Genomic DNA, 26006 nt, shown 5'->3' with positions numbered 1-26006 from the left:
CTGCTATAATGCATGCCTCGGGCGGCTGTAGCTCAGCTGGATAGAGTACTTGGCTACGAACCAAGGGGTCGTGGGTTCGATTCCTGCCAGCCGCACCAACCTTTTTAAAAGGCCAGATCGCAAGATCTGGCCTTTTTCGTTTGCGGCGCCGGGTTTTGCCAAACCGCCATCCTTGCACTTTTCCAAACGGCAAAGACCCGCTATAATGCGTGTCTCGGGCGGCTGTAGCTCAGCTGGATAGAGTACTTGGCTACGAACCAAGGGGTCGTGGGTTCGATTCCTGCCAGCCGCACCAAATGTTTTAAAAGGCCAGATCGCGAGATCTGGCCTTTTTCATTGGCTGAGCTCGAGCTCATCGATATCCCCGCCTGTTTTCTTATTGATTCCTCAATGTCTGTTCGCCAACAGGAAAAACTCAGCCACAGATTTTCTCGCGTCTTTGCGTAGGAACGAACCTACAAATACCTTGCAATATGGGTCAGTTTCGTCGTCCGTTCATGCCAAATCGGCCATGTCCTCTATGAAGAGCGGGTGAAAAGCGCATCCGGACGGAAAGAATTTACGTTCAGCATCTTTCCCCGAAGAAGCGCACACTTCGGTGAATTTTCGTGCGTTTTATCGTCGATTTGATACGATGAAGTTCCCCGATTCTTGAAAACCAAGCTGCAGGACGCGGCTGTTTCTTTGCGAGGTAAGAAATGAAAAAATCACTGATTGCTGCTGTAGTGTTGGCCTCTGCGTCGTTCGCTTCCACCGCTGCCATGGCAGCTACCGTCGGCAACACCCCGCAGGTCCTCGACCTGACCGACGGCAGCGGCTTCTTTGGCGACACGTTCGCGATGAACAACAACGGCAACACCTTTGCCGACCGCTTCACCTTCACCGTCGGCGACACCGGTGCCGGCTCGAGCCTGGACGCCATCATCTCGTCCGTCAGCCACTCCGCTGACACCGGCCTCGACATCACCGGCGTTTCGCTGTACAACGCCACCGGCGACATGCTGGTCTCGTCGGGCCACTCGCTCCAGTCCGGCAGTATCGACGTCTGGACGGTTTCCACCAACAACCTGGCCGCCGGCAACTACTATCTGCAAGTGAGCGGCAACCTGGTGTCCGACCAGGCCGCCAGCTTCGGTGGCGCCGTCGCGATGGCCGCTCCGGTGCCGGAGCCCGAAACCTACGGCATGATGCTCGCCGGCCTGGGCGTTCTCGGCTTCCTGGCACGCCGCCGCAAGTCGGCCAATCAGGCCTGACGCGCCGGCCGCTTGAGTCGGGCGGAAGCGTTCGCGCTTCCGCTTTTTTTTTGCCCGTCAGGTACGCAGCTTCTTGATGACGCTGCGATTCCCCAGGATTTCCTCGATCTGCTCGAAACGCACGGGTTTGACCATGTGATGGTCGAAGCCCGCCTCGAATGCCAGTTGCCGGTCTTTTTCCTGGCCCCAGCCCGTCACGGCGACCATGACCGTCATCGTGCAGCACGACAGGTCGCGGATGCTGCGCGCCAGGTCGTAGCCGGACATCTGCGGCAGGCCAATGTCGAGGAAGGCATAGTCCGGACAGAAGCGCTTGGCGGCCGCCAGCGCGTCCACGCCGTTGTGCGTGATGACGACGCTGTGCCCCATCGCCGTCAGCAGCGCGCCGATGCTGTTGACGAAGTCGACGTTGTCGTCGGCCAGCAGGATGCGATACGTTTCCGCCGTGATGAACGACATCGGCGTCGGCTTGACGGGCAGCTCCGGTTCGACGACGATCGGCAACCGCACGACGAACTGGCTGCCGTGGCCGATGCCGGCGCTGTGCGCTTCGATGGTGCCGCCGTGCAGCTCGACCAGCTTGCGCGCCAGCGACAGCCCGACGCCCAGGCCGGCGTTCGAGCGCTCCAGCGTGGAATCCACCTGCACGAACATTTCGAACACGGTGTCCAGCATGTCGGGCGCGATGCCGATGCCGGTGTCGGACACGACCAGCGTGAGCGTATGGTCGTCGACAGTCGCCCTGAGGCCCACGCGCCCGCCGCGATTGGTGTATTTGGCCGCGTTGTTCAAGAGGTTCGACAGGATTTGCGCGAGGCGCGTCGCGTCGCCGTTCAGGAACACGGGGCGGTCCGGCAGGTCGATCGTCAGTTCGTGGCCATGCAGTTCGATATACGGGCGCACGACTTCGAGCGCGTCGTTGACGACCGCCTTCAACTCCACGCGGCCGCTCTTGATCGTGAATTTGCCCGTATTGATGCGCGACACGTCGAGCAGGTCGTCCACGAGGCGCACCATCTGGCGCAACTGGCGCTCCATGATGTCGGTGGCGCGCTGGGTCGCCTGGGCGTCGCCGCTGCGCAGGCGCAGGATGTCCAGGCCCGTGCGGATGGGCGCCAGCGGATTGCGCAATTCGTGCGCCAGCGTGGCGAGGAATTCGTCCTTGCGGCGGTCCGCGAGGCGCAGCGCCTCTTCCGCCCGCTCGCGCACCTGCATCTCGTGCTCGAGCGTCGCGTTCGCTTCCTGCAGCGCGTGCGAGCGGCGGCCGATCTCGGCCAGCATGTCGTTGAAGGCGGCGACGAGCACGCCGATCTCGCCGCTGTCGTTGCCCGGCACGCGCAGCGTGAAATCGCGCCGCTGCATCACCTGGCGCGCGACATTGGTCACGGCCGCCAGCGGCCGCGTGATGGCCGCCTGCAGGCGCGACGCGACGAGGCCCGCGATCACGAGCGCGCCCAGCATCACGGCGCCGAGGATCGTGCCGTAGCTGAGCAGGCGGTCGACGACGCCGTAGCGCGAACGCAGGTAGACCGTGCCCACCATCTCGCCGTTTTCCACGATGTTGCGGAATACCGCCACTTCGCCGCCCTCGATGCGGTAGCCGGATGCCCCCGGCCGCGCCGGGATGGCCGTGTTCGGCGCGGCCGCGTACGTGGCGAAGCGCGCGCCGTCGCTCGTGTAGATGGCCGCCGCCAGGATCTGCGGACGCACGCGCAGCACGGCGAGGTTCTGGCGCGCCGTCTCCTCGTCGTTGAACGTCAGCGCCGGCGCGGTCACGCGCGCCATGATGTCGGCCTGCGTCATCAGGTCGTCCGTCCAGTAGCGCTGGAACGCGCGCAGGTCGAACAGCAGCATGGCGACGGATGCCGCCAGCAGCGCCACGAACGTGGTCGATACCGCCATCAGGATCAGTTTGCCGCGGACCGTGCCGCCGTCGCGCACCACCATCACTGCGCTCCTTTCTGCACCCGGTTCGCCACCGTCAGCAGGCGCGAACTGAGTTTGATGCCGTTGCGTTCCGCCGCGTCGAGCGAGACGTCGAAGCGGACGCGCTCATCGATGATGCGGAAATTGATCACACTACCGGCCTGCAGGCCGTTGTCGCACTCGGTCACGACGAGCTTCGCGCCCGTGGCCTGGTGCACGATGCGCGCCACCCGCTGCGGGTCGTTGCCGCCGATGAACAACAGGTGCACGCGGGCCGCCGCGTCCGACTCGCGCAGTTCGCGCACCTCGATGGGACGGTTGTTGACCGTACGGCCCGCCACCACGCGCGCCAGTTCGACGGCCAGGTCGTCCGCGCCGATGACGCCGATCGTCAGCGGCGCCGCAGGGTCGGCAAAGGCGCTGGCGGGAAACTCCGTATAGCCGAGGAATTTGTACAGGAATGCCGCCTTCACGCGCCGCTCCAGCGGCACGCCCGCCACGGCGCTCTGCGCGCGCACCGGCAACGCCAGGCCGGCGCCGGCGCACAGCACGGCCAGGGACGCGAGCGTCCAGACGGCAAACGCCCGGCGCAGACCGCGGTTCGTGGATCGGTTCAATTGACGAGGCATCGGCCGGACGGCAATCCCAGGATTGTAAACGGTGGCAGGGAGCGCCCGGACCGCGGGCGCCCTACGAAACGGCCGGATAAGACATGCCAGGCATCATAGCCGGGCAAGGTCGGCAATGGCAACGCGCGACGCGCCCCGTTGCATGGATGAACCCGAAAAAACGTAAACGACAGCAAGGCGTCTTTAAACATTTTGCTATCGTAGAACATTTTCTTTAGTGCACCAAGAGTGGCACGCCAGCCGTGCGCACGGCTGAGTCATTTATAAATGCAATAGCCGACATTGGAAATATAAATTGGATTTCTTTTTTGCGATGCAGCATTATGAACCTGTCTCCTCTATTCTCCTCCAAGGATAGATTCAGCCCGCTCCCGCAGCGGGCTTTTTTTTGCCCGGCGCGCCCGGGCGCCGCGCAACGGTTCCTACGCGGGGCGCATTATGTTGTGCCGCAATATCGCATGCGCGCCATGTTGTGCTTTTACGACCGATTCGCCCCTCGTTTTCCTGTGCGGCAACGTGCGCAGTCGTGCCGCCCCCTGCCCTGGATTTGGTGTACGATGCATCCTCTTTTCGTTTAGATAACAATCTTTACCCCGCTATGGTCCTTCCCGGCAGGTCCGCACATTCCACCAGTTCGTACGACTGGTCCGCTTCCCGGCTCGGCGATCCGCACCAGTGGCCGCAAGCGCTGAGGCTGGCCGCCGACGTGATGTTCAACACGCCGCTGCCCCTGCTGCTGGTCTGGGGGCGGGACATGACGGTCCTGTTCAACGAGGCGTACGGCGCGCTGGCCGGTCCCGCGTACGGGCGCGTGCCCGGCGGCAGCGTGCCGCCCGTGATGCCGCCCCCGCTGGCGGCGGGCGGCGACGCGCTGGAACGCGCCTGGAGCGGCGAGCCCGCCTCCGCGCCCGACCGCACGCTCGTGTTCGCGGGCAGCGGCGGCGGGCGCTACGACCTGTATTTCACGCCGCTGCGCGGTGAAAGCGATGCCGTGTCCGGCGTGCTGTGCGCGCTGGCACCGGCCGCGCCCGCCACGGAGGACGCCGGCGCGGACGCAAGCGGACCGCTGCGCATCCTCGTCGTCGAGGACAACGTCGACTCCCAGTATCTCGTGTGCGAGATGCTGCGCGCCTTCGGCCACGAGGCGGAAGGCGTCGGCCACCCGGACGACGCGCTGGCGCGGCTGGCCGCCGGGCCCTACGACGTGCTGTTCACCGACGTCAGCCTGCCCGGCATGTCGGGCGTCGAACTGGCGCGGCAGGCGGTGGCGCGCGCGCCCGCCATGCGGGTCATCTTCGCGTCGGGATACGGCGACACCCTGCTGCGCCACGTGGAATTCCCGTATCTGTCATTGCAGAAGCCGTACGAGCTCGACCAGCTCCAGCAGGCCCTCGACAAGGTGGCGCACCCGCTGCCGGCGCACACCTGAGCGATGGGTCAAAGGTGTACGACAAAGCGCCCGGGCTGGGCTAGAATCCATGTACGGCTTGTCGCGCGCCGTGGACGAACGTGCCCGCCCTTTCCGAGCGGCACCGCGGCCCGGCGCCCAGAGCCCAGAACGATGATCGATTTCGAGCCCACCGGCAGCGCACCCCGCCCCACCGAGCCCGCCATTTTGCTCGGCCCGGCGCCGTCCACGGTGATCTCGTGGGGAGACCTCCGGTGAACGACGAGCGCGACCAGCTGCGGCAGCCCTCCGCGCAGCCCGCTGCTGCCGCGCCCCCGTTCGCCCCCGCATCCGATCCGGCGCGCGAACTGCAGGAAGCGCGCGAAGCCCTGCGCCTGGCCAATGCGCGCATGGAAAACATGCTCGAGAGCCTCACCGACGGCTTCTGCGCCGTCGACCACCAGTGGCGCATCATGTACATCAACGGACGCGCGCTGGACATGCTCGCCCCGCTGCAAAAGACGCGCCCCAGCCTCGTCGGCCACGACCTTTGGGCGTCGTTCCCGGAACTGCGCGGCAGCCAGCTGGAAACGGTGTACCGGCGCGTCATGGTCAGCCGCGAGACGGCGATCCAGGAATTCTTCTGGCCGGCGCTGAAGCGCTGGTTCGAGGTGCGCGCCCATCCGTCGCCGGACGGCCTGACCTTGTACTTCCAGGACATCAACCGGCGCAAGGCCGACCAGCAGGCCCTGCAACAAGGCAACAGCCGCCTGCAGGTGGCGCTGGCCGCCGGCCGGCTGGGCGACTGGCGCTGGGACGCCGCCAGCGACCGCGTGATGCTGGGCGAACGCGCGGCCGCCATCTTCGGCCTGCCGGCGGAACAGCCGCTCGCGTGGAGCGAACTGCGCGCCCGCCTCGACCCGGGCGACCGCGAAAGCGTGCGGCGCGCCGTGCTGCAGGCGTTCGCCGGCCACAGCGACCTGGAACTGGAATGCCGCTTGCCGCGCCCCAGCGGCGAGCCGCGCTGGGTGGCGCTCGTGGGCCGTGCCGACTACGCCGACCCGGTCCGCCGCGAAGGCGTGCTGGGCATGACGGGCGTCGTGCAGGACATCACGGCCCGGCGCAGCGCCGCCGACGCCCTGCGCCAGAGCGAGGAAGTGCTGCGCGCGCTGGCCAACACGATCCCGCAGCTGGCCTGGATGGCCCAGGCCGACGGCGCGCTCGTCTGGTTCAACGAGCGCTGGTTCGAATACACGGGCACCACGCCCGACCAGGTCGTCGGCTGGGGCTGGCAAACGACCGTCGAGCCCTCCGTGCTCCCCGCCGTGCAGGACCGCTGGAACGCCAGCATCAAGAGCGGCGACCCGTTCGAGATGGAATACCCGATCCGCGGCGCGGACGACAACTACCGCTGGTTCCTCACGCGCGTGAACGCGGTGCGCGACCGTCACGGCAAGGTCTTGCGCTGGTTCGGCACCAACACGGACGTCGACGAGGTCAAGCGCGCCGAACAGGCCTTGCGCGACGAATCGCACGTCCTCGAACTGCTCAACAGCACCGGCAGCGCGCTGGCGTCCACGCGCGACCTGCGCTCGCTGCTGCAGACCGCGACGGACGCCGCCACCGGCATCGCGGGCGCGCGCCAGGGCGCCTTCCTGTACCACGCGCGCCACGACGGCGAGGAAGGCGGCCGCGGCGGCCGCATGTTCACGCTGTACACGATTTCCGGCGGCAGTCCGGCCGGGTTCGAGGCGTTCGGCGAGACCGGGCCCAACGGCTTGTTCGGGCCGGGGCGCGCGGACCGCCCGGCCGGCCTGATCCGCTCCGGCGACGTCACGCAAGACGCGCGCTTCGGCGAAGCGACGCCGTTCGGCCTGCCCGCCGGCCACCCGGCCGTGCGCAGCTACCTGGCCGTTCCCGTCGTCGCCCCCTCCGGCGAGCTGCTCGGCACCATGTTCTTCGGGCACCCGGAAGCGGACATCTTCAGCGAACGCACGGAACGCATCGTCAGCGGCATCGCGGCCCAGGCCGCCGTCGCCATCGACAATGCGCGCCTGTACGAGGCGGCGCAACGGGCCGCCGAGGAACGCAAGGTCTTGCTGGAAAGCGAACGCCAGGCGCGCGCCGAGGCCGAACGCACGAGCCAGATGAAGGACGAATTCCTGGCCACCCTGTCGCACGAATTGCGCACGCCGCTGTCGGCGATCCTCGGCTGGGCCCAGGTGCTGCGGCGCGGCAGCCGCGACCAGAACGATCTGCAGAAAGGCTTGCAGACGATCGAGCGCAACGCGCGCGCCCAGGCCCAGCTGATCGAGGACCTGCTCGACATGAGCCGCATCACGTCCGGCAAGGTGCTGCTCGACATGCAGGCCGTGGCGCCGGCCAGCTTCATCGACGCCGCGGTCGAGACCGTCCGCCCGGCCGCCGACGCCAAGAACATCCGCATCGACAAGCACTATGCGGCCGACCCCGGCCTCGTCGCGGGCGATCCGGCGCGGCTGCAGCAGATCGTGTGGAATCTGTTGTCGAACGCCATCAAGTTCACGCCACGGGACGGCCTCGTCACCATCGAACTCGCGCGCAACGAGGGCAGCGTGTCCATCACGGTGCGCGACAACGGCGTCGGCATCCGCCCGGAATTCATCACCCACGTGTTCGAGCGCTTCCGCCAGGGCGACGCGTCGATGACGCGGCGCCACGGCGGCCTCGGCCTCGGCCTCGCGATCGTCAAGCACCTGGTCGAGCAGCACGGCGGCACGGTCCGGGCCGAGAGCGCCGGCGAGGGCAAGGGCGCCAGTTTCACCATCGAACTGCCGCTGGCCAAGCAGCAGCCGGGGCAGTCGGCCAGGAGCGCGCGCGCCGCCATGATCCTGCCGACGCCGCCGACGCCGGAAATGACGGTGCTCGACCTGTCCGGCGTCAACGTGCTCGTCGTCGACGACGACCGCGACGCGCGCGAACTCATCAAGCGCATCCTCAGCGATTGCGGCGCCGCCGTGCGCATCGCGGCCAGCGCGCGCGACGCGTTCGCCCTCTTCAAGGAGCGCACGCCCGATCTCCTGATCAGCGACCTCGGCATGCCGGAGGTCGATGGTTTCGAACTGCTCGACTGGGTGCGCCACCTGGATCGCGGACAAGGCGGCCAGGTCCCGGCCATCGCCCTGACGGCGTTCGCCCGCTCGGAAGACCGGTTGAGTGCGCTGGAAGCCGGTTTCTCGGCCCATATCTCGAAGCCGGTCGAACCGAGTGAACTGATTGCAACAGTCGCCTCCGTCGTCGGTCCGTCGGCGCCCCTCGTGAATCGTGCCGCGGCCTCCGTCGCGGGCCGAAATGGCGTACGCTAGCGAAATGAATAATGTTCCTACCCACTGACGCGGCGCTGTCCTACAAGAAATTCTCGGCCATTTGCTAGACTTAGGAATGTTGCGCTAGAGTCGAATTCGCACAGGAATGCGCGGATCCGGCCTTGATTTGATGAGATTACGCATGCCCAGCCGACAAGACATCCTGAACGCGAAGATCCTGGTCGTAGACGATTCCCCCGACAATATCGAGTTGATGGAAGAGATATTGCGCGAGGAAGGCTACTCCGACGTCAGTTCGACGATGCTGCCGGAACAGGTATGCCCGCTGCATCGCGAGCACAACTACGACCTGCAAATGCCGGGCCTGAACGGTTTCCAGGTCATGAAAGGCCTCAAGGAGATCGAACAGGGCGGCTACCTGCCCGTGCTCGCCCTGACGGCACAGCCCAGCTTCAAGATCGCCGCGCTGGAAGCGGGCGCGCGCGACTTCATCAGCAAGCCGTTCGACCTGCTCGAAGTGCACAAGCGCATCCACAACATGCTGGAAGTGCGCCTGCTGTACAAGGAACTCGCGCAATACAGCCGCGCCCAGCAGGAACTCGCCCTGCACGACGCCCTGACCGGCCTGCCGAACCGCCGCCTGCTGGAAGACCGCATCGAAACGGCGCTGCAGCACGCCAACCGCAACCACCACAAGGCGGCCGTCATGTATCTCGACCTGGACGGCTTCAAGGCGATCAACGATACGTACGGCCACGCCTACGGCGACGAGATCCTGAAAATGGTATCCCAGCGCCTGCTGTCGAATTCGCGCAAGGAAGACACGGTGGCGCGCCTGGGCGGCGACGAATTCATCGTCCTGCTGGCCGACGTGCACAGCCTGGCCGACGCCCAGGGCCCGGCCGCCAAGCTCGTCGAGGCGCTGTCCGAGCCGTTCTTCATCAACGACCTGACCTTGCAGCTGTCGACCAGCATCGGCATCAGCCTGTATCCGGACGACGCCGAAAACGTCGTCGACCTGATCAGCATCGCCGACTACGCGCTGTACGAAGCGAAGCGCGCCGGCAAGAACCGCTACTGCGCCAACGGCAGCGCCGCCCGCCAGGCCGCGCTGGCCGTCAAGCCGAGCATGCCGGTCCCGTCGCCGGCCGCCGCGCCGTCGCCGGAGCTCGCGCAGCACCGCTGACGGCACCGCCACGACCACCGGAACAGGGCTGCCGGCGCAGCCAAAAGGCAGCCACCCCGGGCTGCCTTTTTTTCGTCCATCCACTGAGCTGTTGGATATTACCAACAAGGCATCTGTTGCTGAAATCACACGTCAATACGCGTCGCGAAGCGCATCGGCCGCTTCCGCCCGCCGCCTTCCGCGCGCGCTCCCTCTGCCGGCAAAAAACGGATCGGACGCACCGAACCGAGCACTATGCAACATCCGATCATGAAATGGCAAATACCATTTAACTGGGCGATTTATCTGATTTTCAAATAAATATACCGTCATCTTTTCCGAATCCTTTTGCTGCTAGGATGACTATTCTTTGCCAAACGACAAAGAAACAAGAACGAGAGAGTATCGATTTTCCCAAGGTCGACTTGTGTCAATAGCTCCAATAAAAGGAAGATGATCAACATGTACGTACGCCCCACCCGGATGTTTGCCCGCACGCTGCTCGCCGCCGCCGTCGCCGGTACGCTCCCCCTGTATGCCCTGGCCGACGAGCCCGCACAGGCGCCCGACCAGGCCGCCGACCAGGCCGCCGACCAGGCCACCCCGGCCAAGTCCGGTCCGCAACTCGAAACGGTGATCGTGACCGCCCAGCGACGGGCCGAGAACCTCAAGGACGTGCCGATGTCCGTCACCGCCATCAAGGGCGACAAGCTCGACGTGCTGACGTCCGGCGGCGCCGACATCCGTTTCCTGGCGGGCCGCTCGCCCTCGCTGAACGTCGAATCCGACTACGGCCGCTCGTTCCCCCGCTTTTACATCCGCGGCCAGGGCAATACGGACTTCGACCTGAACGCATCGCAGCCGGTCGGCCTCGTCGTCGACGACATCGTGCAGGAAAGCCCGATGCTGAAGGGCTTCCCTGTGTTCGACGTCGACCAGGTCGAAGTGCTGCGCGGCCCGCAAGGTACGCTGTTCGGCCGTAACTCCCCGGCCGGCGTGATCAAGTTCGACTCGGCCAAGCCCGTGTTCAAGACGGAAGGCTATGCCGTGCTGGGCGCCGGCAACTACGGCACGATCAATGCGGAAGGCGCATACAACATGCCGCTGTCGGACACGGTGGCCCTGCGCGTGTCGCTGCAATCGCAACACCGTAACAACCGCGTGCACAATCCGGAGCCGAACGCCTACACGCGCGACTTCGAAGGCTATGACGACAACGCCGCGCGCGTGCAACTGCTGGTCAAGCCCACCCGCGACTTCTCGGCCCTGTTCAACGTCCACGCCCGCGACATGCGGGGCAACGCGACGCTGTTCCGCGCCAACATCATCAAGAAGGGCACGAACGAGCTCGTCGACGGCTTCGACTACGGCAGCTACCCGACCGACGGCGGCAACAACCAGACGCTGCGCACCAGCGGCACCAATATGCGCCTGCGCTGGGACTTCGACGGCATGAGCCTGTACTCGATCACGGGTTACGAGCACGCCTACTTCTACAGCCGCGGCGACGTCGACGGCGGCTTCGGCGCCGTCTACGCGCCGCCGATGGGGCCGGATTATCCGGGCCAGAAGGCGTACATCCCGTTCACGGTCGAAACGGCCGACCTGCTGCCCGAACATAACCAGACGACCCAGGAACTGCGCCTGCAATCGAACACGAAGGATGCGCTGCAGTGGATCGGCGGCCTGTTCTATTTCAACGAGCACATCCGCATCGATTCGATCAGCTTCAACACGCTCGCGCCGGGCAATCCGCAGAACGCGGCCTACGCCACCCAGACCCAGGACGCGCGCTCCTGGGCCGCGTTCGGCACGCTGAACTACAAGGTATCGGACCGGCTGAAGGTGCGCGGCGGCCTGCGCTACACGAGCGACAACAAGGACTTCGTGGCCCAGCGCTTCGAACCGCCGCAGACGAGCGGCCGGCTGCCGCTGCACAGCGATTCGCACAACGTCAGCTGGGACGGCTCCGCCACCTATGCGCTGGATGCCGACACGAACCTGTTCGCGCGCGTCGCCACGGGCTATCGCGCCCCGTCGATGCAGGGCCGCCTGAACGGCCTCGGCGACAAGCCGTCGATGGCCGGCGCGGAAAAGGCGCTGTCGTACGAGGCGGGCATCAAGGCCGACATGCTGGACCGGCGCGCGCGCCTGTCCGCGACGGTCTTCCAGTACCGCGTGAAGGACAAGCAGCTGACGGCCGGCAGCGGCACCATCAACATGAACCAGCTGATCAACGCGGACAAGGTGACGGGCCAGGGCGTGGAGATGGACCTCCAGGCGATCCTGTCGGACGACTGGCGCGCCAGCCTCGGCGCCAGCTACAACGACACCGAGATCAAGGATGCGAACCTGTTCGTGCAGACGTGCGGCAACCAGCCCAACACCAACGGCGTGAACGGCTGCACCCCGACCGGCGTGCCGGGCCCGTTCCCATACACCCAGAAGCTGAACGGCCTGCCGCTGCCCCGTTCGCCGAAATGGCAGACCAACTTCACGCTGCGCTACGCCCATCCGCTGGCCAACGGCGAGCTGTACGCGCTCACCGACTGGTCGTACCGTTCCGAGTACAACATGTTCCTGTACGAGGCGAAGGAGTACCGCGCGAAGTCGCTGCTGGAAGGCGGCCTGCGGGTCGGCTACAAGTGGGACGATGGGAAGTATGAAGTGGCCGCGTTCGCACGCAACATCACCAATCGCATGCAGGTGGTGGCCGCGATCGACTTCGACAACCTCACCGGCATCGTCAACGAGCCGCGCAACTATGGCGCGCAGTTCCGCGTTAACTTCTAAGGCGAACGGGTAGGGTGGGCACCCTGTGCCCACCATGTGCTCGCGGGCCCGCTTGCGTCTGGTGGGCACAGGGTGCCCACCCTACGGCTAGGCTCTAAGTTCAGGGTACGTCCGATTCAATTTCAGGCCGCGCCCGCCCTCTTCTCGCCGCCTTTGCCCAGTGCCCGGCAGCCGACGACCTCCTCGTTGTGCGCCTCGATGGCGGCCGCGTTCTGGTGGTCGGAGCTGGCGTCCACTTTTTCCGGCGGCACCTCGATGCGGGTGATGCTGGACGCGACCGACACCGGGTCGCTGGCCGGGAAGGTCATTTCCACGGCGTCATCCAACAGCGTTTCCTTCGCGACGGCTTCACGCGGCTCGGCCTCGGCGCTGGCCATCGTACGGATCGCGCGCGCCCACTTGACCAGCTTGAGGTCGGCCAACTCGGCGATGGTGTTGATGCCGAACGCGTCACGCAACGCGTCCGCCTGCTGCTGGCTGACGTCGCGCAGCGCCGTCACCGGCTGGTTGACCAGTTCACGGAAACATTTATCGTGATGGGTGTCATTGACGATGATCTGAATGTTCATGGCCGTCCTTTCAAGTGGGTCCCTGACATGATTCCACTATCGCATACGGTCTTGACAAGGTATGTGCGGCAGCGAACGATGCCTGCCCGTGGCCGCGCACGATTGATTTTTAGGGCCGGCCCGGCCGTGCTATCATGACGAATTGCAACAGTATTTATCAATTTATTTTGCAAAGCGGCATGCTCTGTTATTCTGATGAGCTTGTGAATTCGCGTACCGAGCCCCAGTTCAAACGCCGTGTCCCTCACCGAAAAACCAAAGATTCTCGTCGTAAATGACGATGCCGCCAGCCTGCTCGCATTGACGAGCCTGCTGGAGCAATGGGCCGACGAAAGCAACTACGAGGTACTGTCCGCGCGCTCCGGCCAGGACGCGCTGCGCCAGGTGCTCCGTCACGACTTCGCCGTGATCCTGCTGGACGTCAACATGCCCGGCATGGACGGCTTCGAAACCGCCGAGGCCATTCACCTGCGCCCCCGCTCGGCCGACATCCCGATCATCTTCGTCACGGCCTTCCTCGCCGACGAGATCGACCGCCTGAAGGCTTACCAGCGCGGCGCCGCCGATTTCCTGTTCACCCCCGTGATCCCGCAGGTGCTGCGCGCCAAGGTGCAGGTGTTCGTGGCGTTGGCGACGAAGAACGAACAGCTCAAGCGCCAGGCCGAAAAACTGTCCCAGCGCACGACCGAGCTGACGGCGACGAACAAGCGCCTCGTGCGCGAAATGGAAGAGCGCCGCGCGGCCGAGCGCAAGAGCAGCGCCAAGGACGAATTCCTCGCGATGCTGGGCCACGAGCTGCGCAATCCGCTGTCCGCCATCAGCAGCGCGTCGTCGCTGCTGGGCATGCCGGGCGTCGGCCCCGAATCCGCCGGGCGCGCGCGCCTGATCATCCAGCGCCAGAGCCAGCATTTGTCGCGCATCGTCGACGATTTGCTGGATTTGTCGCGCGCCATGTCGGGCAAGATCCTGTTGTCGCGCAAGCGCCTGGACATCGCGACGCTCGTGTCGAGCTGCCTCGACACGTTCCGCGCCACCGGCCGCACGTCCGGCTACGACATCGACGCGCAACTGGAACCGGGCTGGGTCGACGGCGACGCGACCCGGCTCGAACAGATCGCGACGAACCTCATCGACAACGCGCTGAAATACACGCCGGCCGGCGGCCGAATCGCGATCACGGTGACCGCGAACGATGCGGACGTCGTGCTGCGCGTGAGCGATTCCGGCGTGGGCATCGCGCCCGACCTGCTGCCGCACGTGTTCGACGTGTTCGTCCAGGGCGCGATCTCGATCGACCGCTCGCAGGGCGGCCTGGGCATCGGCCTGTCGCTGGTGCGGCGCCTCGTCGAGCTGCATGGCGGGACGGTCAGCGCCAGCAGCCCCGGCAACAGCAACGGCAGCACGTTCGAGATCCGCCTGCCGCGCACGGAACCGGCGGCGGGCGCGGACGCGCCTGCGCGCGCGCCGGCGCCCGTGGCGGTCAAACCCACCGTGCTGCTGATCGAAGACAATGACGACGGCCGCGAGATGATGGCCACGATGCTGACGTCGTTCGGCTATCCCGTGCTGCAGGCCGGCGACGGCCTGGAAGGCGTGCGCGTGGCGTGCACGGAAAAGCCGGACGTGGCCCTCGTCGACATCGGCCTGCCCGGCATCGACGGCTATGAAGTGGCGCGCCGCCTGCGCCAGGAAGCGGCCACGCACGGCATCCGCCTGATCGCGCTCACGGGCTACGGCCTGGCGGAAGACCAGCGCCGCGTGCTGGAAGCGGGCTTCGACCTGCACCTCGTCAAGCCGGTCGACTTGAGCGCCCTGCTCGGCCAGCTGGCCGACCCGGCCCACACGCCCGCGAACGGGCTGCCGCTGGTCCTGCCGGCAGCCGCCGGCTGAACGGGCGGGATTACAGCGTCGCCATCAACTCCTGCTTGCGCATGGCCATTTCCTGGCCCAGCGCGAGCAGGTCCAGCCCGCTCTTTTTGACCTTCGGGAACATCTCCGTCTCTTCTTCCTTGACGTGATGTTCGATCTGTTCGCTGAGCACCTTGACCTTCGCGTCGTACAGCTCGTCGTCCGGCTGCATTTCCTGCAGCTGCTTGATGAGGTCTTTCGCCGCCGCGTGTTCGACGACGGCCTCGTCGACCATGTCTTCCCCCTCCTCGATCTGCCCGCGCACGGCCGGGTAGAAGATTTCTTCTTCGATCGTCGTGTGGGCGATCAGCGCCTTGCAGATCTTGTCCTTGAGCTTTTCCTTGCTGGTCGTGGCGCGGTCGCCCAGTTGCTCGAACTGGTCGAACATGTCCGAGACTTCGCGATGGTCCGCGGTCAGGAGGGCGATCGCGTCCTGGCCCGCGGCCATGGCGTTCGACTGGGTGCCGGCTTGTGCGCCGGAATGCGTTCTCGTGCTCATGTATGACTCCTCGTGTTGGGTTGGCGGCGCTCTGCCGGTGTCCCTAGATTCGCGCGAAATGCAACATCGGACTGTACGGGAACTCACAAAGACGATTCCTGCGCCGCCCCGGCCCAAGCTGTTGTATCATCCCGAGAAACATAATTTGGTTGCCTTCATGAAAGTTTCGGAACCTCATCCGCCGGATTCCGGGGAAGACAGCCAGCATGCGGCGCGCGCCGCCGAGCTGGCCGAACTCCTGGCCCACCTGACGACCTGCTGGGACGAAGAGCGGCGCCAACTGGCCCGCCGGCTGCACGACAGCCTCGGGTCGTCGATGACGGCGCTGACGATGCATCTGGCCCTGTTGTCGCAACACCTGCAGGAACAACCGCAGCGCGACCGCGCCGCGCAGATGAAGCAACTGCTGAACAACATCATCGAGACCAACCGCAAGATGCAGTTGGCGCTCTGGAACGACAAGCTGGAATTCCTCGGCCCGAAGGCGGCCATCGCGGAACTGGTCCAGGAATGGAGCCGCGAACACGGCATCAAGGCCCGGGCCAGCATGCCGGACGACGATCCCGACTACACGCGCGCCCAGGGTGTCGCGCTGCTGCGCTGCGCCGAGGAAGGCCTGCGCAACGTCGCCAGGCACGCGCACGCGACGACGGTCGACGTCATCCTCGACGACGACGGCGACCAGGCCATGCTGACCATTCGCGACGACGGCGTCGGCCCCAGCGCGGACGTCGCTTCCCCCACCTGCCACGGCCTGCGCATGCTGCGCGAACGCGCCCGCGTCTTGCAAGGCACGCTGACCCTCGGCCCCGGACCGGACGGCAAAGGGACTGCGCTGACGCTCGTCTTCCCGAAATAAGCAGTCCTCGCTCCCGCCCACCAATGCAATAATTGGTGAGAATGCCGTCGAGCTATCGTGCTACCTTGTAGGAATTCACTTGGGTGGAGGACCGCATGGACACGCCATCGCAGCAGCAGCCGGGGGCCGCCGACGCCGGATATCGGAATCGCATGAGCCGGGAGCTCGACCGGATCCGCCTGCGCCGCGCCGTGCCGGCCCGGCAGGCGACGTCCGCGTGGGGCCTGTGCCTGTCCGGCGGCGGAATCCGCAGCGCCACCTTCTGCCTGGGCGTGCTGCAGGCGCTCAGCCGCGCACCCCGGCCGCCGGGCGCTGCGGCGCTTCCCTTCGCGGGCGCGGCGGAACCCGAGAAGAGCCTGCTGGGCCAGTTCGACTACCTGTCGACGGTCAGCGGCGGCGGCTACATCGGCACCTTTTTCGCCAGCCTGTTCGTGCCCGGACGCGCCGACCCGACGAAGGACGAGGCCGTCAGCGCCGCCAATGCCTACGCCACCCTGCGCAAGGAACCGCCGCGACTGCGCACGGGCGCCGTCAAGGACGCCGGCTGCGCCTACCGCGCGATGGCCTGGCTGCGCGAGAACGGCCGCTACCTGGCGCCGTCCAGCGCCGGCGATCTCCTGTACGGCGTCGCCACCGCCCTGCGCGCATGGTTCGGCCTGCACCTGGTGCTCGGCCTGCTGCTGCTCCTCGCGCTGGCCCTGCTCAACGTCGTCAAGAATGCCCTCCTGTACGCCGCCGGCCGCTGGCCGTGGACGCAATTCGTCGTCGACCTGTCCAAGCCGGGCACGTGGCTCCCGGACGTCTGGCTCAGCGGCCTGTGGATGTTTCCCGTCGCAGTGCTGGCGCTGCTGGCCGTGCCGTGCGGCTGCGCCTACTGGATGACGTATCCGCCCCGCAGCGCGCGCGTCGACGCAAAGGCCCGGCAATCGACGCGGTACTGGCTCGCGTTTGCGCTGTGCGCGGCGTGCGTGGCCGTCGCGATCGCCGTTGCGGCGGGGGTGCTGCCGTGGCTCTGGATCGCACCGGCCGCGTCGTGGGACCAGGCCGGGACGCCCTTCGCCGTCGTGCTGGCCCAGATGGCGCTCGGCACGGTGTGGTTCCTCGCGGCCGGCGCCGGCCAGTCGTTCGCGGCCCTGCGCCTGCACCTCACGCGCCAGCTGACCCGGACGCTCAAGCTGGCCGGCGTGCTCGCCTTCCTCGCGCTCGTCGACACGATCGCCCAGAGCTTTTACGCGCACGACTGGACGCTCGGGCCGCCGCTGACGGCCACGGCCATCCTGACGTGGCTGACGCGCCGCCTCGCCCCGCACCTGGCCAAGCTGGGCGGCGTGCACCGCACGCGCATCCCGGTCGACGTCCTGCTCGGGCTGGGCGCCGCGGCGCTCGCCATCCTGCTCGTGTCCGTGTGGGATTACGGCGTCATCTGGCTGCAGTGGCAGGGTGTCTACCTGCCATGCCGCTACGATTTCGCCGCCGCCGACCTGCTGAAGGCCCAGTGCGGCTGGCTGTTCCTGCTGCTGCTGGCTGCCGGCGGGCTTACGGGCATGATCGGCCCCTTCCCGCAATTCCTCAACCTGTCGTCGCTGCAGGGCCTGTACAGCGCGCGCCTGACGCGCGCCTACCAGGGCGCCAGCAACGCCGAACGCTTCCAGGACGGCGATAAAACGCTGAGCTCGGCGGAGCCGCTCGATTCCGACCACATCAAGCACGACAAATACAACGCGAACCGCTACGCGCCGCTTCACCTCATCAACGTGTGCCTGAACCAGAACGTCGACCCGGCCGAGCAACTGGTCCAGCGCGACCGCAAGGGCCGGCCGATGGTCGTCCTGCCCGCCGTCGCCGGCGACGGGCCGGCCCTGCCGTTCGCCATCGACGGCAAATGCTACCCGGCCGGGGACACCGGTCCCAGCGACCCGCTGACGATCGGCGAATGGATCGGCGTCTCCGGCGCGGCCGCCGCCACGGGCAGCGGACGGCGCACGTCGGCCGCCATGGCTCTGCTGCTCGGGCTGGCCAACGTGCGGCTGGGCCGCTGGTGGCGTTCCGGCCTGAAGGGCGACGCGGAGCGCAGCCTGGCGCGCCTGTTCCGCCGCGCCCTGCCGACCCAGGCCTACCTGGTCGACGAACTGGGCGCGCACTTCTACGGCACCCGCCGTCCCCTGCACTACCTCAGCGACGGCGGACATTTCGACAATACCGGCATCTACGAACTGCTGCGGCGCGAGCGCGACGTCAAGTTCATCGTCGCCTGCGACTGCGGCGCCGACCCGGGCTATCGCTTCGACGACCTCGCCGACCTGATCCGGCTGGCGCGCATCGACTTCGACGTCGACATCGAAGTCGACGAGACCGTCACGAACTCCCTGTCGCGCCTGCGCCACGTGTTCGGCACCCCAGAAGAACTGGCGCAGCGCCGGCCCGGCAGCAACAAGTGCGCGCTGTTGCTGAACGTGTTCCGCAGCGACGCCGCGCGGCGCGGCAACGTGCCGGACATGCGCATCGTCCTCATCAAGCCCATCCTGATCGCGGACGCCCCGCTCGACGTCCATAACTACGGCGCCATCAACCAGCAATTCCCGCAGCAGACCACGGGCGACCAGTTCTTCGACGAAGCGCAGTGGGAATCGTACCGCAGGCTGGGCGTCGAGATCGGCCGGCGCATCTTCGATCCGGACGACGCCGACCAATACAAGCAGTTGTGGGACATCCTGGCGTGCGCTGACGGCGTGAGGTTTTCTTGATCGGGCCGAACACGGCTGCGCGTGCCCGTGCGAGCATCGGCGGGTTGCCAACCATCGTGGAGCCGCGCATGGACCCGACGCCCCCGTTCGCCAGCGTGCCCGACGCGCTCAGCCCGACCCTCGAACAGCTCGCCCCCGACCAGCGCCCGGCGCCGATGCCGGCCTGCGGGCATTGCCGGCTCGCCCTGTGGTTCCTCGTCGACGCCGACCTCGCGTGCCATTGCACGGCGATGGCACGCGTCGTGTGGGATGGGGTCCAGCCCGGCGTGCGCTGCTGCGACGTCCCCCTGCTCGACCGCCGCGGGCTCAGTGCAGCTTGACGAGCGGCGTCGTCCTGCGGATCAGGAAGCGTCCCAGCGCCATGAGGCCCGTGCGCAGCGAACCCAGCACGGCCTTGTGGTGCATCAGGTGCAGGCTCATGTACATGATGCGCGCCATGAAGCCTTCCACGAACAGGCTGGCGCCGCGTAACGATCCCATCAGGTTGCCGACCGTCGTCTCGCGGCCGATCGACACGAGCGAGCCGTAGTCGCGATAGACGTACGGATCCTTCTGCGGCGCTCGGCCGGCGGCCTGGTCGACGAAGGTCTTGCACAGGTAGTCGGCCTGCTGGTGCGCCGCCTGGGCGCGCGGCGGGACGGGCTTGCCATTGCCGTCCGTGCAGGCGGCGCAATCGCCCAGCGCGTACACGTCCGGCACGCCCCGCACGCGCAGGTGCGCGTCGACGTCGACCTGGCCGCCCTTGGCGACCGGCAGCCCGAGCGAGCCGAGGAATTCCGGCGCGCGGATGCCCGCCGCCCACACGCACAGGTCGGCCGGATAGACATTGCCCTTGTTGTCGCTGACCTGTTTCTTGTCGATACGATTAACGCGGCAATCCGTCACGACGCGGATGGCCCGCTCGTCCAGCAGGCGCGCGGCGGCGTTCGACACGCGTTCCGGCAGCGGCGCCAGGATGCGCGGCGCGCCTTCGAGCAAGGTGATGCGCACGTCGCGCTTGACCTGCAGCCGGCGAAAGCCATAGGCGGCGTAGACGCCGGACGCTTCGCGCAATTCCGCCGCCAGCTCGACGCCCGTGGCGCCGCCGCCGATGATGACGATGTCGAGCCCGGAGTCGGCCGCACCGTCCTCCTTCTGCTGCTCGGCCTGGGCCAGCAGGCGCAGGAGGCGCAGGCGGAAGCGCTCCGCGTCCTCGGTGGCGTTGAGGGAAATCGTGTGCTCGCGCGCGCCGGGCACGCCGAAATAATTCGACGTGCTGCCGACGGCGATCACGAGCGAGCGGTAGCCCAGCGTGCGCGCCGGCAGCACCTCCTCGCCGTCCGCCGCCGCGTTCACGGCGCCGATCGTGATGCGGCGCGCGGTGGCGTCGAGCGACGTCATGGCGCCGTACACGAAGGCAAAGCCGCTGTCGTGGGCCAGCATCTGGTACGACAGGCCTTCCTGGTGGACGTCCAGGGTGCCGGCCGCCACTTCGTGCAGCGACGGCTTCCACACGTGATAGAGCCGGCTGTCCACCAGCGTCACCTTCCCGGGCCCGAGTTTCCGGCCCAGTTTGCAGGCCAGTTCCAGCCCGCCCGCCCCGCCGCCCACGATCACGATGTCGCTCTGCAAACCTGCCTCCGTCGGTCGCGCCCGCTGCCGGGCTCACCGGGACAGTCTACTACGGCAGGGCGAAGGCGCCCGTCACGGATCAGGCGTGATCAGTCGTGGCCGTGGCCGTGGCCATGACCGTTGCCGTGGCCTTCGCCATGGCCGCGGCCGTGTTCCCAGCCTTCACGGCGGTCATGGTCGTCGCGGTCGCGGTATTCCACGCGCTCGACGACGCGCACGTCGCGCGGGGCACCGCGATAGTCCTCGCGATAGCCAATGTGCTCGCGGTAGCGCGGCACATACGTGTTCGTGTACCACTCGTCGCGCACGAACAGCACCGGACGGCCGCACGCGCCGTAGCGGCCGCAGAACTTGGCCCAGTGCTTGCGGTGGCCGGGCGGCACGCGCAGGTAGATCGGTTCCGCCACGTAACGCGGCGCCGGCGCGATGATCACCGGTTGCGGCGCGTACACGACGGGCGGCGGCGCGAAGTCGCCGATGTCGATACGGCCATAGAAGCCGGGCTGGCCGACGCTGATGGACACATTGGTCTGCGCCAGGGCCGGGAAAGCGGCGGCGCACAGGGCGGCGCCCAGGATCAGGGATTTCATAGGATGACCTCGTTGTAATGTTTAAGCTGAGTTTATCAAACGAAACGTTGCGTACAATTCGCTGCAACACATGCTTACACAGTCATCCGGGCGAGATTACAACAACCCGGAACGCAGTATTTCCTCTAGAGCAAGTACACAGCTACAATCCCCGCCTCTATCCACTGAAAGGTCATTCGATGTTCGCGAAACACACCGTGCTGGCCGCGGCCGCCCTGCTGGCGGCAGCTGCCGCCAACGCGCAAGTCGGCGCAACGGCCGACGTCGGCACCACCGGCGTGGGCTTCCACGTCGTCGTGCCGATGGAAACGTATTTGAACGGACGCTTCGGCGCCAACTATTTCAAGCACGACTTCACCAAGACGTCCGGCCTCGTCGACTACGACATCAAAGGCAAGCTGCAGACGTTCGACATCCTGTTCGACTGGTACCTGACCGAAGGCAGCAGCTTCCACCTGACGGGCGGCGTGGTCTACAACGGCAACAAGTTCAACGCCAAGGCCAAGCCGAACGGCGCCGGCGTCTTCACCATCAACGGCAACACGTACACGGCGGCCGACGTCGGCCAGTTGACCGGCCGCATCGATTACCGCAAGGCCGCGCCCTATGTCGGCATCGGCTGGGGCAATGCGCTGGCGCCGTCCTCGCGCTGGACGAGCAATATCGACCTCGGCGTGTTCTACCAGGGCAATCCGAACGTCCAGCTGGCCAGCATCGGCTGCACGACGTCGACGACCGTGTGCAAGGCACTGGCCAGCGACGTCGCCGCCGAACGCCAGATCCTGCGCGACGACATGAATTCCTACAAGCTCTATCCGGTCGTGCGCGCGAGCATCGGCTACCGGTTCTAAGCTTCGCCAGCGGGGCGCCGCCTCCGATGGCATTCGACTACGATGACGCCAAAGGAGGAACGCGATGAAACGCCATCGTACACGCTGGAGCCTGCTGCTCCTGGCCTGCCTCATGCTGGTGGCCTGCCAGGACCGGCGCGAACCGGTGAAACCCACCGTCGACCTGGCCTCGGCCACCGCCGCCATCCCGGCCTGACGCGCGCCCGGCGCGCGTCGCCGTCCCCGCCCGGCCGCATCCGCGCGCCGGCGCCCTTCTGCATCCATCGCCCGCGCTTTACCGCCGCACCCCGCACCGGTTAGAATTCTCCCTGCCACAAGGCAACGCTAGGGGTCCTGCAGCCGCAACCGCGGCCCGCGGGTGAGAAACACCCTCCGAACCTGATCTGGGTAATGCCAGCGAAGGGAAGCATGCGGACACCGTTCATCCCGGGTCCTTGTCCTCCTTTGCCGGCTCCGCCCGTCACCACGACGCCAACGAGGAGCGGCATGCATCTTCCAGTTTCGAGAACTTCCCGTCCCGCCGCCGGGGTGCGACTATGAACGTCGTCGTCCTGGGCGCCGGCATCGTCGGCACCGCCACCGCGTGGTATCTGCGCGAGGCCGGCCACGACGTCACGGTGATCGAGCGCCAGCCGGGCCCCGCGCAGGAGACGAGTTTCGCGAACGGCTGCCAGATCTCCGTGTCGCACGCGGAACCGTGGGCCACGCCGGCCGGCCTGGTCAAGGCGATGCAGTCGCTGGGCCGGGAAGACGCGCCGCTGCTGTTCCGCCTGCGCGCCGATCCGCTGCAATGGCGCTGGTGCCTGCGCTTCGTGCGCGAATGCGCCCCGGGCCGCGTGGCCGCCAACCTGCGGCAGATCGTCGCGCTGGCCGACTACAGCCGCCGCTGCCTGCAGGCGCTGCGCGCACACACCGGCATCGAGTACGACCACCTCACGCGCGGCATACTTCACTTCTACACGGACGAACGGGAATTCGAGCACGCCCGCCGCGCCGCCGCCGCGATGCGCGACCTGGGCTGCCCGCGCATGACCGTCGACGCCGACGAGGCGGTCCGGATCGAACCGGCGCTGGCGTCCATCCGCCGCCGGCTCGTCGGCGGCGACTTCACGGCGAGCGACGAATCGGGCGACGTGCACCGCTTCACGTCGCAACTGGCCGCGCGCGGCGCGGCGGCCGGCATCCGCTTCCTGTACGACACGACGGTGACGCGGCTGCTGGCCGAAGGCGACCGGATCGGCGGCGTGGAAATCATCGACGCCGCAGGCCGCCACCGCGCGCTGCGCGCCGACGCCGTCGTCGTCGCCCTGGGCAGTTTTTCGGTCGGCCTGCTGGCGCCGCTGGGCATCCGGCTGCTGATCTATCCGGGCAAGGGGTATTCCGCCACGTATCCGGTGATCGATGCCGACGCCGCGCCGACCGTGTCGCTGACGGACGACGGCCACAAGCTCGTCTTCTCGCGCCTGGGCGCGCGCCTGCGCGTGGCGGGCACGTGCGAGCTGAACGGCTACACGCGCGACCTGAATCCCGTGCGCTGCGCCGCGATCACCCGGCGCGTGCGCGCGCTATTCCCCGGCGCCTGCGACTACGACGCCGCCACGTACTGGGCCGGCCTGCGGCCGCTGACGCCGGCTAACGTGCCATACGTCGGCCGCACGCGCTTTTCGAACCTGTACCTGAACACGGGCCACGGCACGCTCGGGTGGACGATGGGATGCGGCTCGGGCCGTGCGATCGCGGACATCGTGTCGGGGCGCCGGCCGGACGTCGATTTCGCGTTTACCGGCGGCGGGACCGCGTGACAATCGGCGTGTTTTCATGGGCATCCGGGCTGCTACACTCGCGTCCATGAATCACTCGAAAGACGTCGTCATGAAAAGGAATGTCCTGAGCCGCTGGTGGATCGACCTGCCGTGCTATTTCTTCGCGGTCATGGTCGTCCAGGCGTTGCTGCGGTCCGCCGGCATGGGGGACTTCACATCGACCGCCAACTTCTCGTTCGCCAGGTTCGCCATCTGGGCGTGCTGCTTCTACGTCGTCGAGCGGGTCATCAAGTTCGCGTTGTGGGCGGCGGTGCTGGCGGTGGCGCCTGAGCGGGCGCGCGAGATGCCCTGACGGGTCCGGCCCGGGCGGGCAAGCCTGATCGCACAACATCAATAACTCCAGTCGACTTGAAACCACGCTTCCAGCCGCTGCGCGAGCCAGAACCAATTGACGGGAAACGCCCCGGCCGCAAGAAACACCGCCGCACCGGACAGGCCGTCGATGGGCTTGCCCGTCGCACGAAAGCGCCGTTTCAGATACGCGCCGGCAAAGGCTGCAACACCGGCGACGCAGGCCGCCGCCATGAACACGAATCCCCACGCGGACACCCGGCTCGACGCGACGAGCGCGAACGGCACGATCACGGCAACGAGGCCGAGACCGGCGCTCGCCGCCACCAGCAGCAAGGCGGCGGTCGACCGTCCCCGCGCCTGCATGACGGCCGTGAGACCCAGTTTGATCCCCTGATAAAAAAACCCGAGCAGCATCGCCAGAAACACGGGTAGCAAGATAAGTCCCATCGCACGAGTGTACAGCACAGGCAGGGGCCCGACAGGTTACACTGTCGCCTTTTCCAACCCGCCGTCACCCACCATGTCGTTCGCTTCGCTCGGCCTGATCGACCAGATCACGCGCACCCTCGCCTCGCTTTCCTATCACACGCCCACCGCCGTCCAGGCGCAGGCGATTCCCGCCGTGCTGGCCGGACGCGACGTCATGGCCGCCGCCCAGACGGGCACCGGCAAGACGGCCGGTTTCGCGCTGCCCCTGCTGCAGCGCCTCGTGATGGATGGCGGCCAGGTCGCGAGCAATTCGGCGCGCTCGCTGATCCTCGTGCCCACGCGCGAACTGGCCGAACAGGTGCACGAGAGCGTGCGCGCCTACGGGGCCGGGCTGCCGCTGCGCACGATGGTCGCGTACGGCGGCGTCAGCATCAATCCGCAGATGATGCGGCTCCGTAAGGGCGTCGACGTCCTCGTCGCCACGCCGGGCCGCCTGCTCGACCTGCAGCGCCAGAACGCGGTGCGCTTGAACCAGGTGCAGACGCTCGTGCTGGACGAGGCGGACCGCATGCTCGATCTCGGCTTCGCGCGCGACATCGACAAGCTGCTCGCGCTGCTTCCCAAGCGCCGCCAGACCTTGCTGTTCTCCGCGACGTTCTCCGACCCGATCCGCGCATTGGCTGAAAAGCTGCTGGTCGACCCCGTCGGCATCGAGGCGGCGCCGCGCAACACGACGGTCAAGGCGATCCGCCAGTGGATCGTCCCCGTCGACAAGAAGCGCAAGCCCGACCTGTTCCTCCACCTGCTCGAGCGCCACGACTGGCCGCAAGTCCTGGCCTTCGTGAAGACGCGCAAGGGCGTCGACCAGCTCGTCGACTTGCTGGCCGCGCAGGGCATTTCGGCCGACTCCATCCACGGCGACAAGCCGCAGCCCGCCCGCCTGCGCGCGCTCGACCGCTTCAAGGCGGGCGAGGTCCGGGTGCTGGTCGCGACGGACGTCGCCGCGCGCGGTCTCGACATCGAGGAGCTGCCCGTCGTCGTCAACGTCGACCTCCCGATCGTCGCGGAAGACTATGTGCACCGCACCGGGCGCACCGGGCGCGCGGGCGCGTCGGGCGACGCCGTGTCGCTCGTGTGCGCGGACGAAGTCCAGCAGTTGGCCGCCATCGAGGCGCTGACGAAGCAGACCTTGCAGCGCAAGGAGGAAGCGGGCTTCGAGCCGGAGCACCGCGTGCCGCAGACGAATGCGGGCGGGCAGATCGTCAAGAAGCCCAAGAAACCCAAGAAGCCGAAGGGTGCCGACCGCGACGCGCCCGTCGTGCAGGAAGACGTGCGCTTCCGGCGCTGATGTGGCCCTGATGCGGCCTCGAT

Annotated in this window: 21 protein-coding genes, 2 tRNA genes and 1 riboswitch; of the genes, 16 read left to right on the top strand and 7 right to left on the bottom strand. The window is 67.0% G+C overall.

What is annotated here, in order from left to right:
- Positions 1–21: 21 nt before the first annotated feature.
- From ISF28_RS00225 to ISF28_RS00215, 3 genes are all read left to right on the top strand, one after another.
- Positions 22–98 (top strand) — tRNA-Arg (locus tag ISF28_RS00225).
- Positions 99–218: 120 nt separating this feature from the next.
- A tRNA-Arg gene (locus ISF28_RS00220) sits at positions 219–295 on the top strand.
- A gap of 403 nt (positions 296–698) precedes the next feature.
- Positions 699–1253 carry an FxDxF family PEP-CTERM protein gene (locus tag ISF28_RS00215; protein ID WP_198115144.1) on the top strand — a complete coding sequence of 185 codons (555 nt, stop codon included), beginning with the start codon at positions 699–701 and terminating at the stop codon, positions 1251–1253.
- A gap of 57 nt (positions 1254–1310) precedes the next feature.
- Here the strand turns inward: ISF28_RS00215 and ISF28_RS00210 are convergent, their stop codons facing one another.
- Together ISF28_RS00210 and ISF28_RS00205 are read right to left on the bottom strand one after the other, a co-directional pair.
- Complete coding sequence (locus tag ISF28_RS00210) at positions 1311–3200, bottom strand: sensor histidine kinase, YfiR-like protein-associated (protein ID WP_198115143.1); 1890 nt, start codon at positions 3198–3200, stop codon at positions 1311–1313.
- The gene (locus ISF28_RS00205) at positions 3200–3796 is read right to left on the bottom strand and encodes a TOL_0243 family YfiR-like periplasmic protein (protein WP_198115142.1); all 597 of its coding nucleotides are present in this window, start codon (positions 3794–3796) and stop codon (positions 3200–3202) included. Before ISF28_RS00205 ends, ISF28_RS00210 begins: the two co-directional genes overlap by 1 nt.
- 610 nt (positions 3797–4406) lie before the next feature.
- Between ISF28_RS00205 and ISF28_RS00200 the strand changes: the two genes are divergently transcribed.
- The 4 genes from ISF28_RS00200 to ISF28_RS00185 all read left to right on the top strand — a co-directional run bounded on the left by ISF28_RS00200 (position 4407) and on the right by ISF28_RS00185 (position 12458).
- Entirely contained in the window at positions 4407–5237 is an 831-nt protein-coding gene (locus tag ISF28_RS00200) for a response regulator (protein ID WP_198115141.1), read from the top strand.
- A 233-nt stretch (positions 5238–5470) separates the two neighbouring features.
- Positions 5471–8539, top strand: coding sequence for a hybrid sensor histidine kinase/response regulator (locus ISF28_RS00195; protein ID WP_370663356.1), 3069 nt, complete (start codon positions 5471–5473; stop codon positions 8537–8539).
- Between the two features lie 142 nt (positions 8540–8681).
- Positions 8682–9686, top strand: a complete 1005-nt coding sequence (locus tag ISF28_RS00190) for a diguanylate cyclase domain-containing protein (protein ID WP_229518777.1) — start codon at positions 8682–8684, stop codon at positions 9684–9686.
- Between the two features lie 441 nt (positions 9687–10127).
- The gene (locus ISF28_RS00185; RefSeq protein WP_198115140.1) at positions 10128–12458 is read left to right on the top strand and encodes a TonB-dependent receptor; all 2331 of its coding nucleotides are present in this window, start codon (positions 10128–10130) and stop codon (positions 12456–12458) included.
- 122 nt (positions 12459–12580) lie between these two features.
- Here ISF28_RS00185 and ISF28_RS00180 read toward each other — a convergent pair whose 3' ends face one another.
- Entirely contained in the window at positions 12581–13027 is a 447-nt protein-coding gene (locus ISF28_RS00180) for a hypothetical protein (protein WP_198115139.1), read from the bottom strand.
- Positions 13028–13264: 237 nt separating this feature from the next.
- Between ISF28_RS00180 and ISF28_RS00175 the strand changes: the two genes are divergently transcribed.
- Positions 13265–14917, top strand: a complete 1653-nt coding sequence (locus ISF28_RS00175) for a response regulator (protein WP_198115138.1) — start codon at positions 13265–13267, stop codon at positions 14915–14917.
- Between the two features lie 10 nt (positions 14918–14927).
- Here the strand turns inward: ISF28_RS00175 and ISF28_RS00170 are convergent, their stop codons facing one another.
- Positions 14928–15434, bottom strand: a complete 507-nt coding sequence (locus ISF28_RS00170; protein ID WP_307727409.1) for a hemerythrin domain-containing protein — start codon at positions 15432–15434, stop codon at positions 14928–14930.
- 157 nt (positions 15435–15591) lie between these two features.
- Here ISF28_RS00170 and ISF28_RS00165 point away from each other — a divergent pair, with 157 nt between their 5' ends.
- From ISF28_RS00165 to ISF28_RS00155, 3 genes are all read left to right on the top strand, one after another.
- On the top strand, positions 15592–16293 hold the full coding sequence (locus ISF28_RS00165) for a sensor histidine kinase (RefSeq protein WP_198115137.1): 702 nt from the start codon (positions 15592–15594) through the stop codon (positions 16291–16293).
- Positions 16294–16388: 95 nt separating this feature from the next.
- A complete protein-coding gene (locus ISF28_RS00160; RefSeq protein WP_198115136.1) occupies positions 16389–19037 on the top strand; it encodes a patatin-like phospholipase domain-containing protein in 2649 nt (882 codons plus the stop codon).
- A 68-nt stretch (positions 19038–19105) separates the two neighbouring features.
- Positions 19106–19357 carry a hypothetical protein gene (locus tag ISF28_RS00155; protein ID WP_198115135.1) on the top strand — a complete coding sequence of 84 codons (252 nt, stop codon included), beginning with the start codon at positions 19106–19108 and terminating at the stop codon, positions 19355–19357.
- Here the strand turns inward: ISF28_RS00155 and ISF28_RS00150 are convergent.
- Complete coding sequence (locus ISF28_RS00150) at positions 19344–20648, bottom strand: NAD(P)/FAD-dependent oxidoreductase (protein ID WP_198115134.1); 1305 nt, start codon at positions 20646–20648, stop codon at positions 19344–19346. The genes ISF28_RS00155 and ISF28_RS00150 overlap by 14 nt on opposite strands.
- An 89-nt stretch (positions 20649–20737) precedes the next feature.
- Positions 20738–21238, bottom strand: a complete 501-nt coding sequence (locus tag ISF28_RS00145) for a hypothetical protein (RefSeq protein ID WP_198115133.1) — start codon at positions 21236–21238, stop codon at positions 20738–20740.
- A 179-nt stretch (positions 21239–21417) separates the two neighbouring features.
- Between ISF28_RS00145 and ISF28_RS00140 the strand changes: the two genes are divergently transcribed.
- The 4 genes from ISF28_RS00140 (at position 21418) to ISF28_RS00130 (ending at position 24204) form a co-directional block, all read left to right on the top strand.
- Positions 21418–22089: a hypothetical protein gene (locus tag ISF28_RS00140; RefSeq protein ID WP_198115132.1), complete on the top strand. Its 672-nt coding sequence runs from the start codon at positions 21418–21420 to the stop codon at positions 22087–22089.
- 64 nt (positions 22090–22153) lie between these two features.
- Positions 22154–22285: a hypothetical protein gene (locus ISF28_RS30835; protein WP_267876928.1), complete on the top strand. Its 132-nt coding sequence runs from the start codon at positions 22154–22156 to the stop codon at positions 22283–22285.
- 120 nt (positions 22286–22405) lie between these two features.
- Positions 22406–22511: riboswitch (TPP riboswitch) on the top strand.
- A gap of 114 nt (positions 22512–22625) precedes the next feature.
- The gene (locus tag ISF28_RS00135; RefSeq protein ID WP_198115131.1) at positions 22626–23891 is read left to right on the top strand and encodes a D-amino acid dehydrogenase; all 1266 of its coding nucleotides are present in this window, start codon (positions 22626–22628) and stop codon (positions 23889–23891) included.
- Between the two features lie 70 nt (positions 23892–23961).
- Positions 23962–24204 (top strand): hypothetical protein, encoded by a 243-nt coding sequence (locus tag ISF28_RS00130; RefSeq protein ID WP_198115130.1) that lies wholly within the window; start codon positions 23962–23964, stop codon positions 24202–24204.
- A 38-nt stretch (positions 24205–24242) separates the two neighbouring features.
- Here the strand turns inward: ISF28_RS00130 and ISF28_RS00125 are convergent, their stop codons facing one another.
- Entirely contained in the window at positions 24243–24632 is a 390-nt protein-coding gene (locus ISF28_RS00125; protein WP_198115129.1) for a hypothetical protein, read from the bottom strand.
- A gap of 94 nt (positions 24633–24726) precedes the next feature.
- Between ISF28_RS00125 and ISF28_RS00120 the strand changes: the two genes are divergently transcribed.
- Complete coding sequence (locus tag ISF28_RS00120) at positions 24727–25983, top strand: DEAD/DEAH box helicase (protein ID WP_198115128.1); 1257 nt, start codon at positions 24727–24729, stop codon at positions 25981–25983.
- The last annotated feature ends 23 nt before the right edge of the window (positions 25984–26006 follow it).

The organism is Massilia rhizosphaerae (assembly GCF_016093545.1).
GTDB classification, from domain to species: Bacteria; Pseudomonadota; Gammaproteobacteria; order Burkholderiales; family Burkholderiaceae_D; genus Telluria; species Telluria rhizosphaerae.
Note: the sequence above shows the minus strand (reverse complement) of the source record. Positions and strands in the feature narration are given on the sequence as shown.

Excerpts from the sequence above, each read along its gene's own strand:
- ISF28_RS00215 (WP_198115144.1), top strand. The coding sequence starts at position 699 with ATGAAAAAATCACTGATTGCTGCTGTAGTGTTGGCCTCTGCGTCGTTC.
- ISF28_RS00210 (WP_198115143.1), bottom strand. The coding sequence starts at position 3,200 with ATGGTGGTGCGCGACGGCGGCACGGTCCGCGGCAAACTGATCCTGATG.
- ISF28_RS00200 (WP_198115141.1), top strand. The coding sequence starts at position 4,407 with ATGGTCCTTCCCGGCAGGTCCGCACATTCCACCAGTTCGTACGACTGG.
- ISF28_RS00190 (WP_229518777.1), top strand. The coding sequence starts at position 8,682 with ATGCCCAGCCGACAAGACATCCTGAACGCGAAGATCCTGGTCGTAGAC.
- ISF28_RS00185 (WP_198115140.1), top strand. The coding sequence starts at position 10,128 with ATGTACGTACGCCCCACCCGGATGTTTGCCCGCACGCTGCTCGCCGCC.
- ISF28_RS00180 (WP_198115139.1), bottom strand. The coding sequence starts at position 13,027 with ATGAACATTCAGATCATCGTCAATGACACCCATCACGATAAATGTTTC.
- ISF28_RS00170 (WP_307727409.1), bottom strand. The coding sequence starts at position 15,434 with ATGAGCACGAGAACGCATTCCGGCGCACAAGCCGGCACCCAGTCGAAC.
- ISF28_RS00165 (WP_198115137.1), top strand. The coding sequence starts at position 15,592 with ATGAAAGTTTCGGAACCTCATCCGCCGGATTCCGGGGAAGACAGCCAG.
- ISF28_RS00160 (WP_198115136.1), top strand. The coding sequence starts at position 16,389 with ATGGACACGCCATCGCAGCAGCAGCCGGGGGCCGCCGACGCCGGATAT.
- ISF28_RS00155 (WP_198115135.1), top strand. The coding sequence starts at position 19,106 with ATGGACCCGACGCCCCCGTTCGCCAGCGTGCCCGACGCGCTCAGCCCG.
- ISF28_RS00145 (WP_198115133.1), bottom strand. The coding sequence starts at position 21,238 with ATGAAATCCCTGATCCTGGGCGCCGCCCTGTGCGCCGCCGCTTTCCCG.
- ISF28_RS00140 (WP_198115132.1), top strand. The coding sequence starts at position 21,418 with ATGTTCGCGAAACACACCGTGCTGGCCGCGGCCGCCCTGCTGGCGGCA.
- ISF28_RS30835 (WP_267876928.1), top strand. The coding sequence starts at position 22,154 with ATGAAACGCCATCGTACACGCTGGAGCCTGCTGCTCCTGGCCTGCCTC.
- ISF28_RS00135 (WP_198115131.1), top strand. The coding sequence starts at position 22,626 with ATGAACGTCGTCGTCCTGGGCGCCGGCATCGTCGGCACCGCCACCGCG.
- ISF28_RS00130 (WP_198115130.1), top strand. The coding sequence starts at position 23,962 with ATGAAAAGGAATGTCCTGAGCCGCTGGTGGATCGACCTGCCGTGCTAT.
- ISF28_RS00120 (WP_198115128.1), top strand. The coding sequence starts at position 24,727 with ATGTCGTTCGCTTCGCTCGGCCTGATCGACCAGATCACGCGCACCCTC.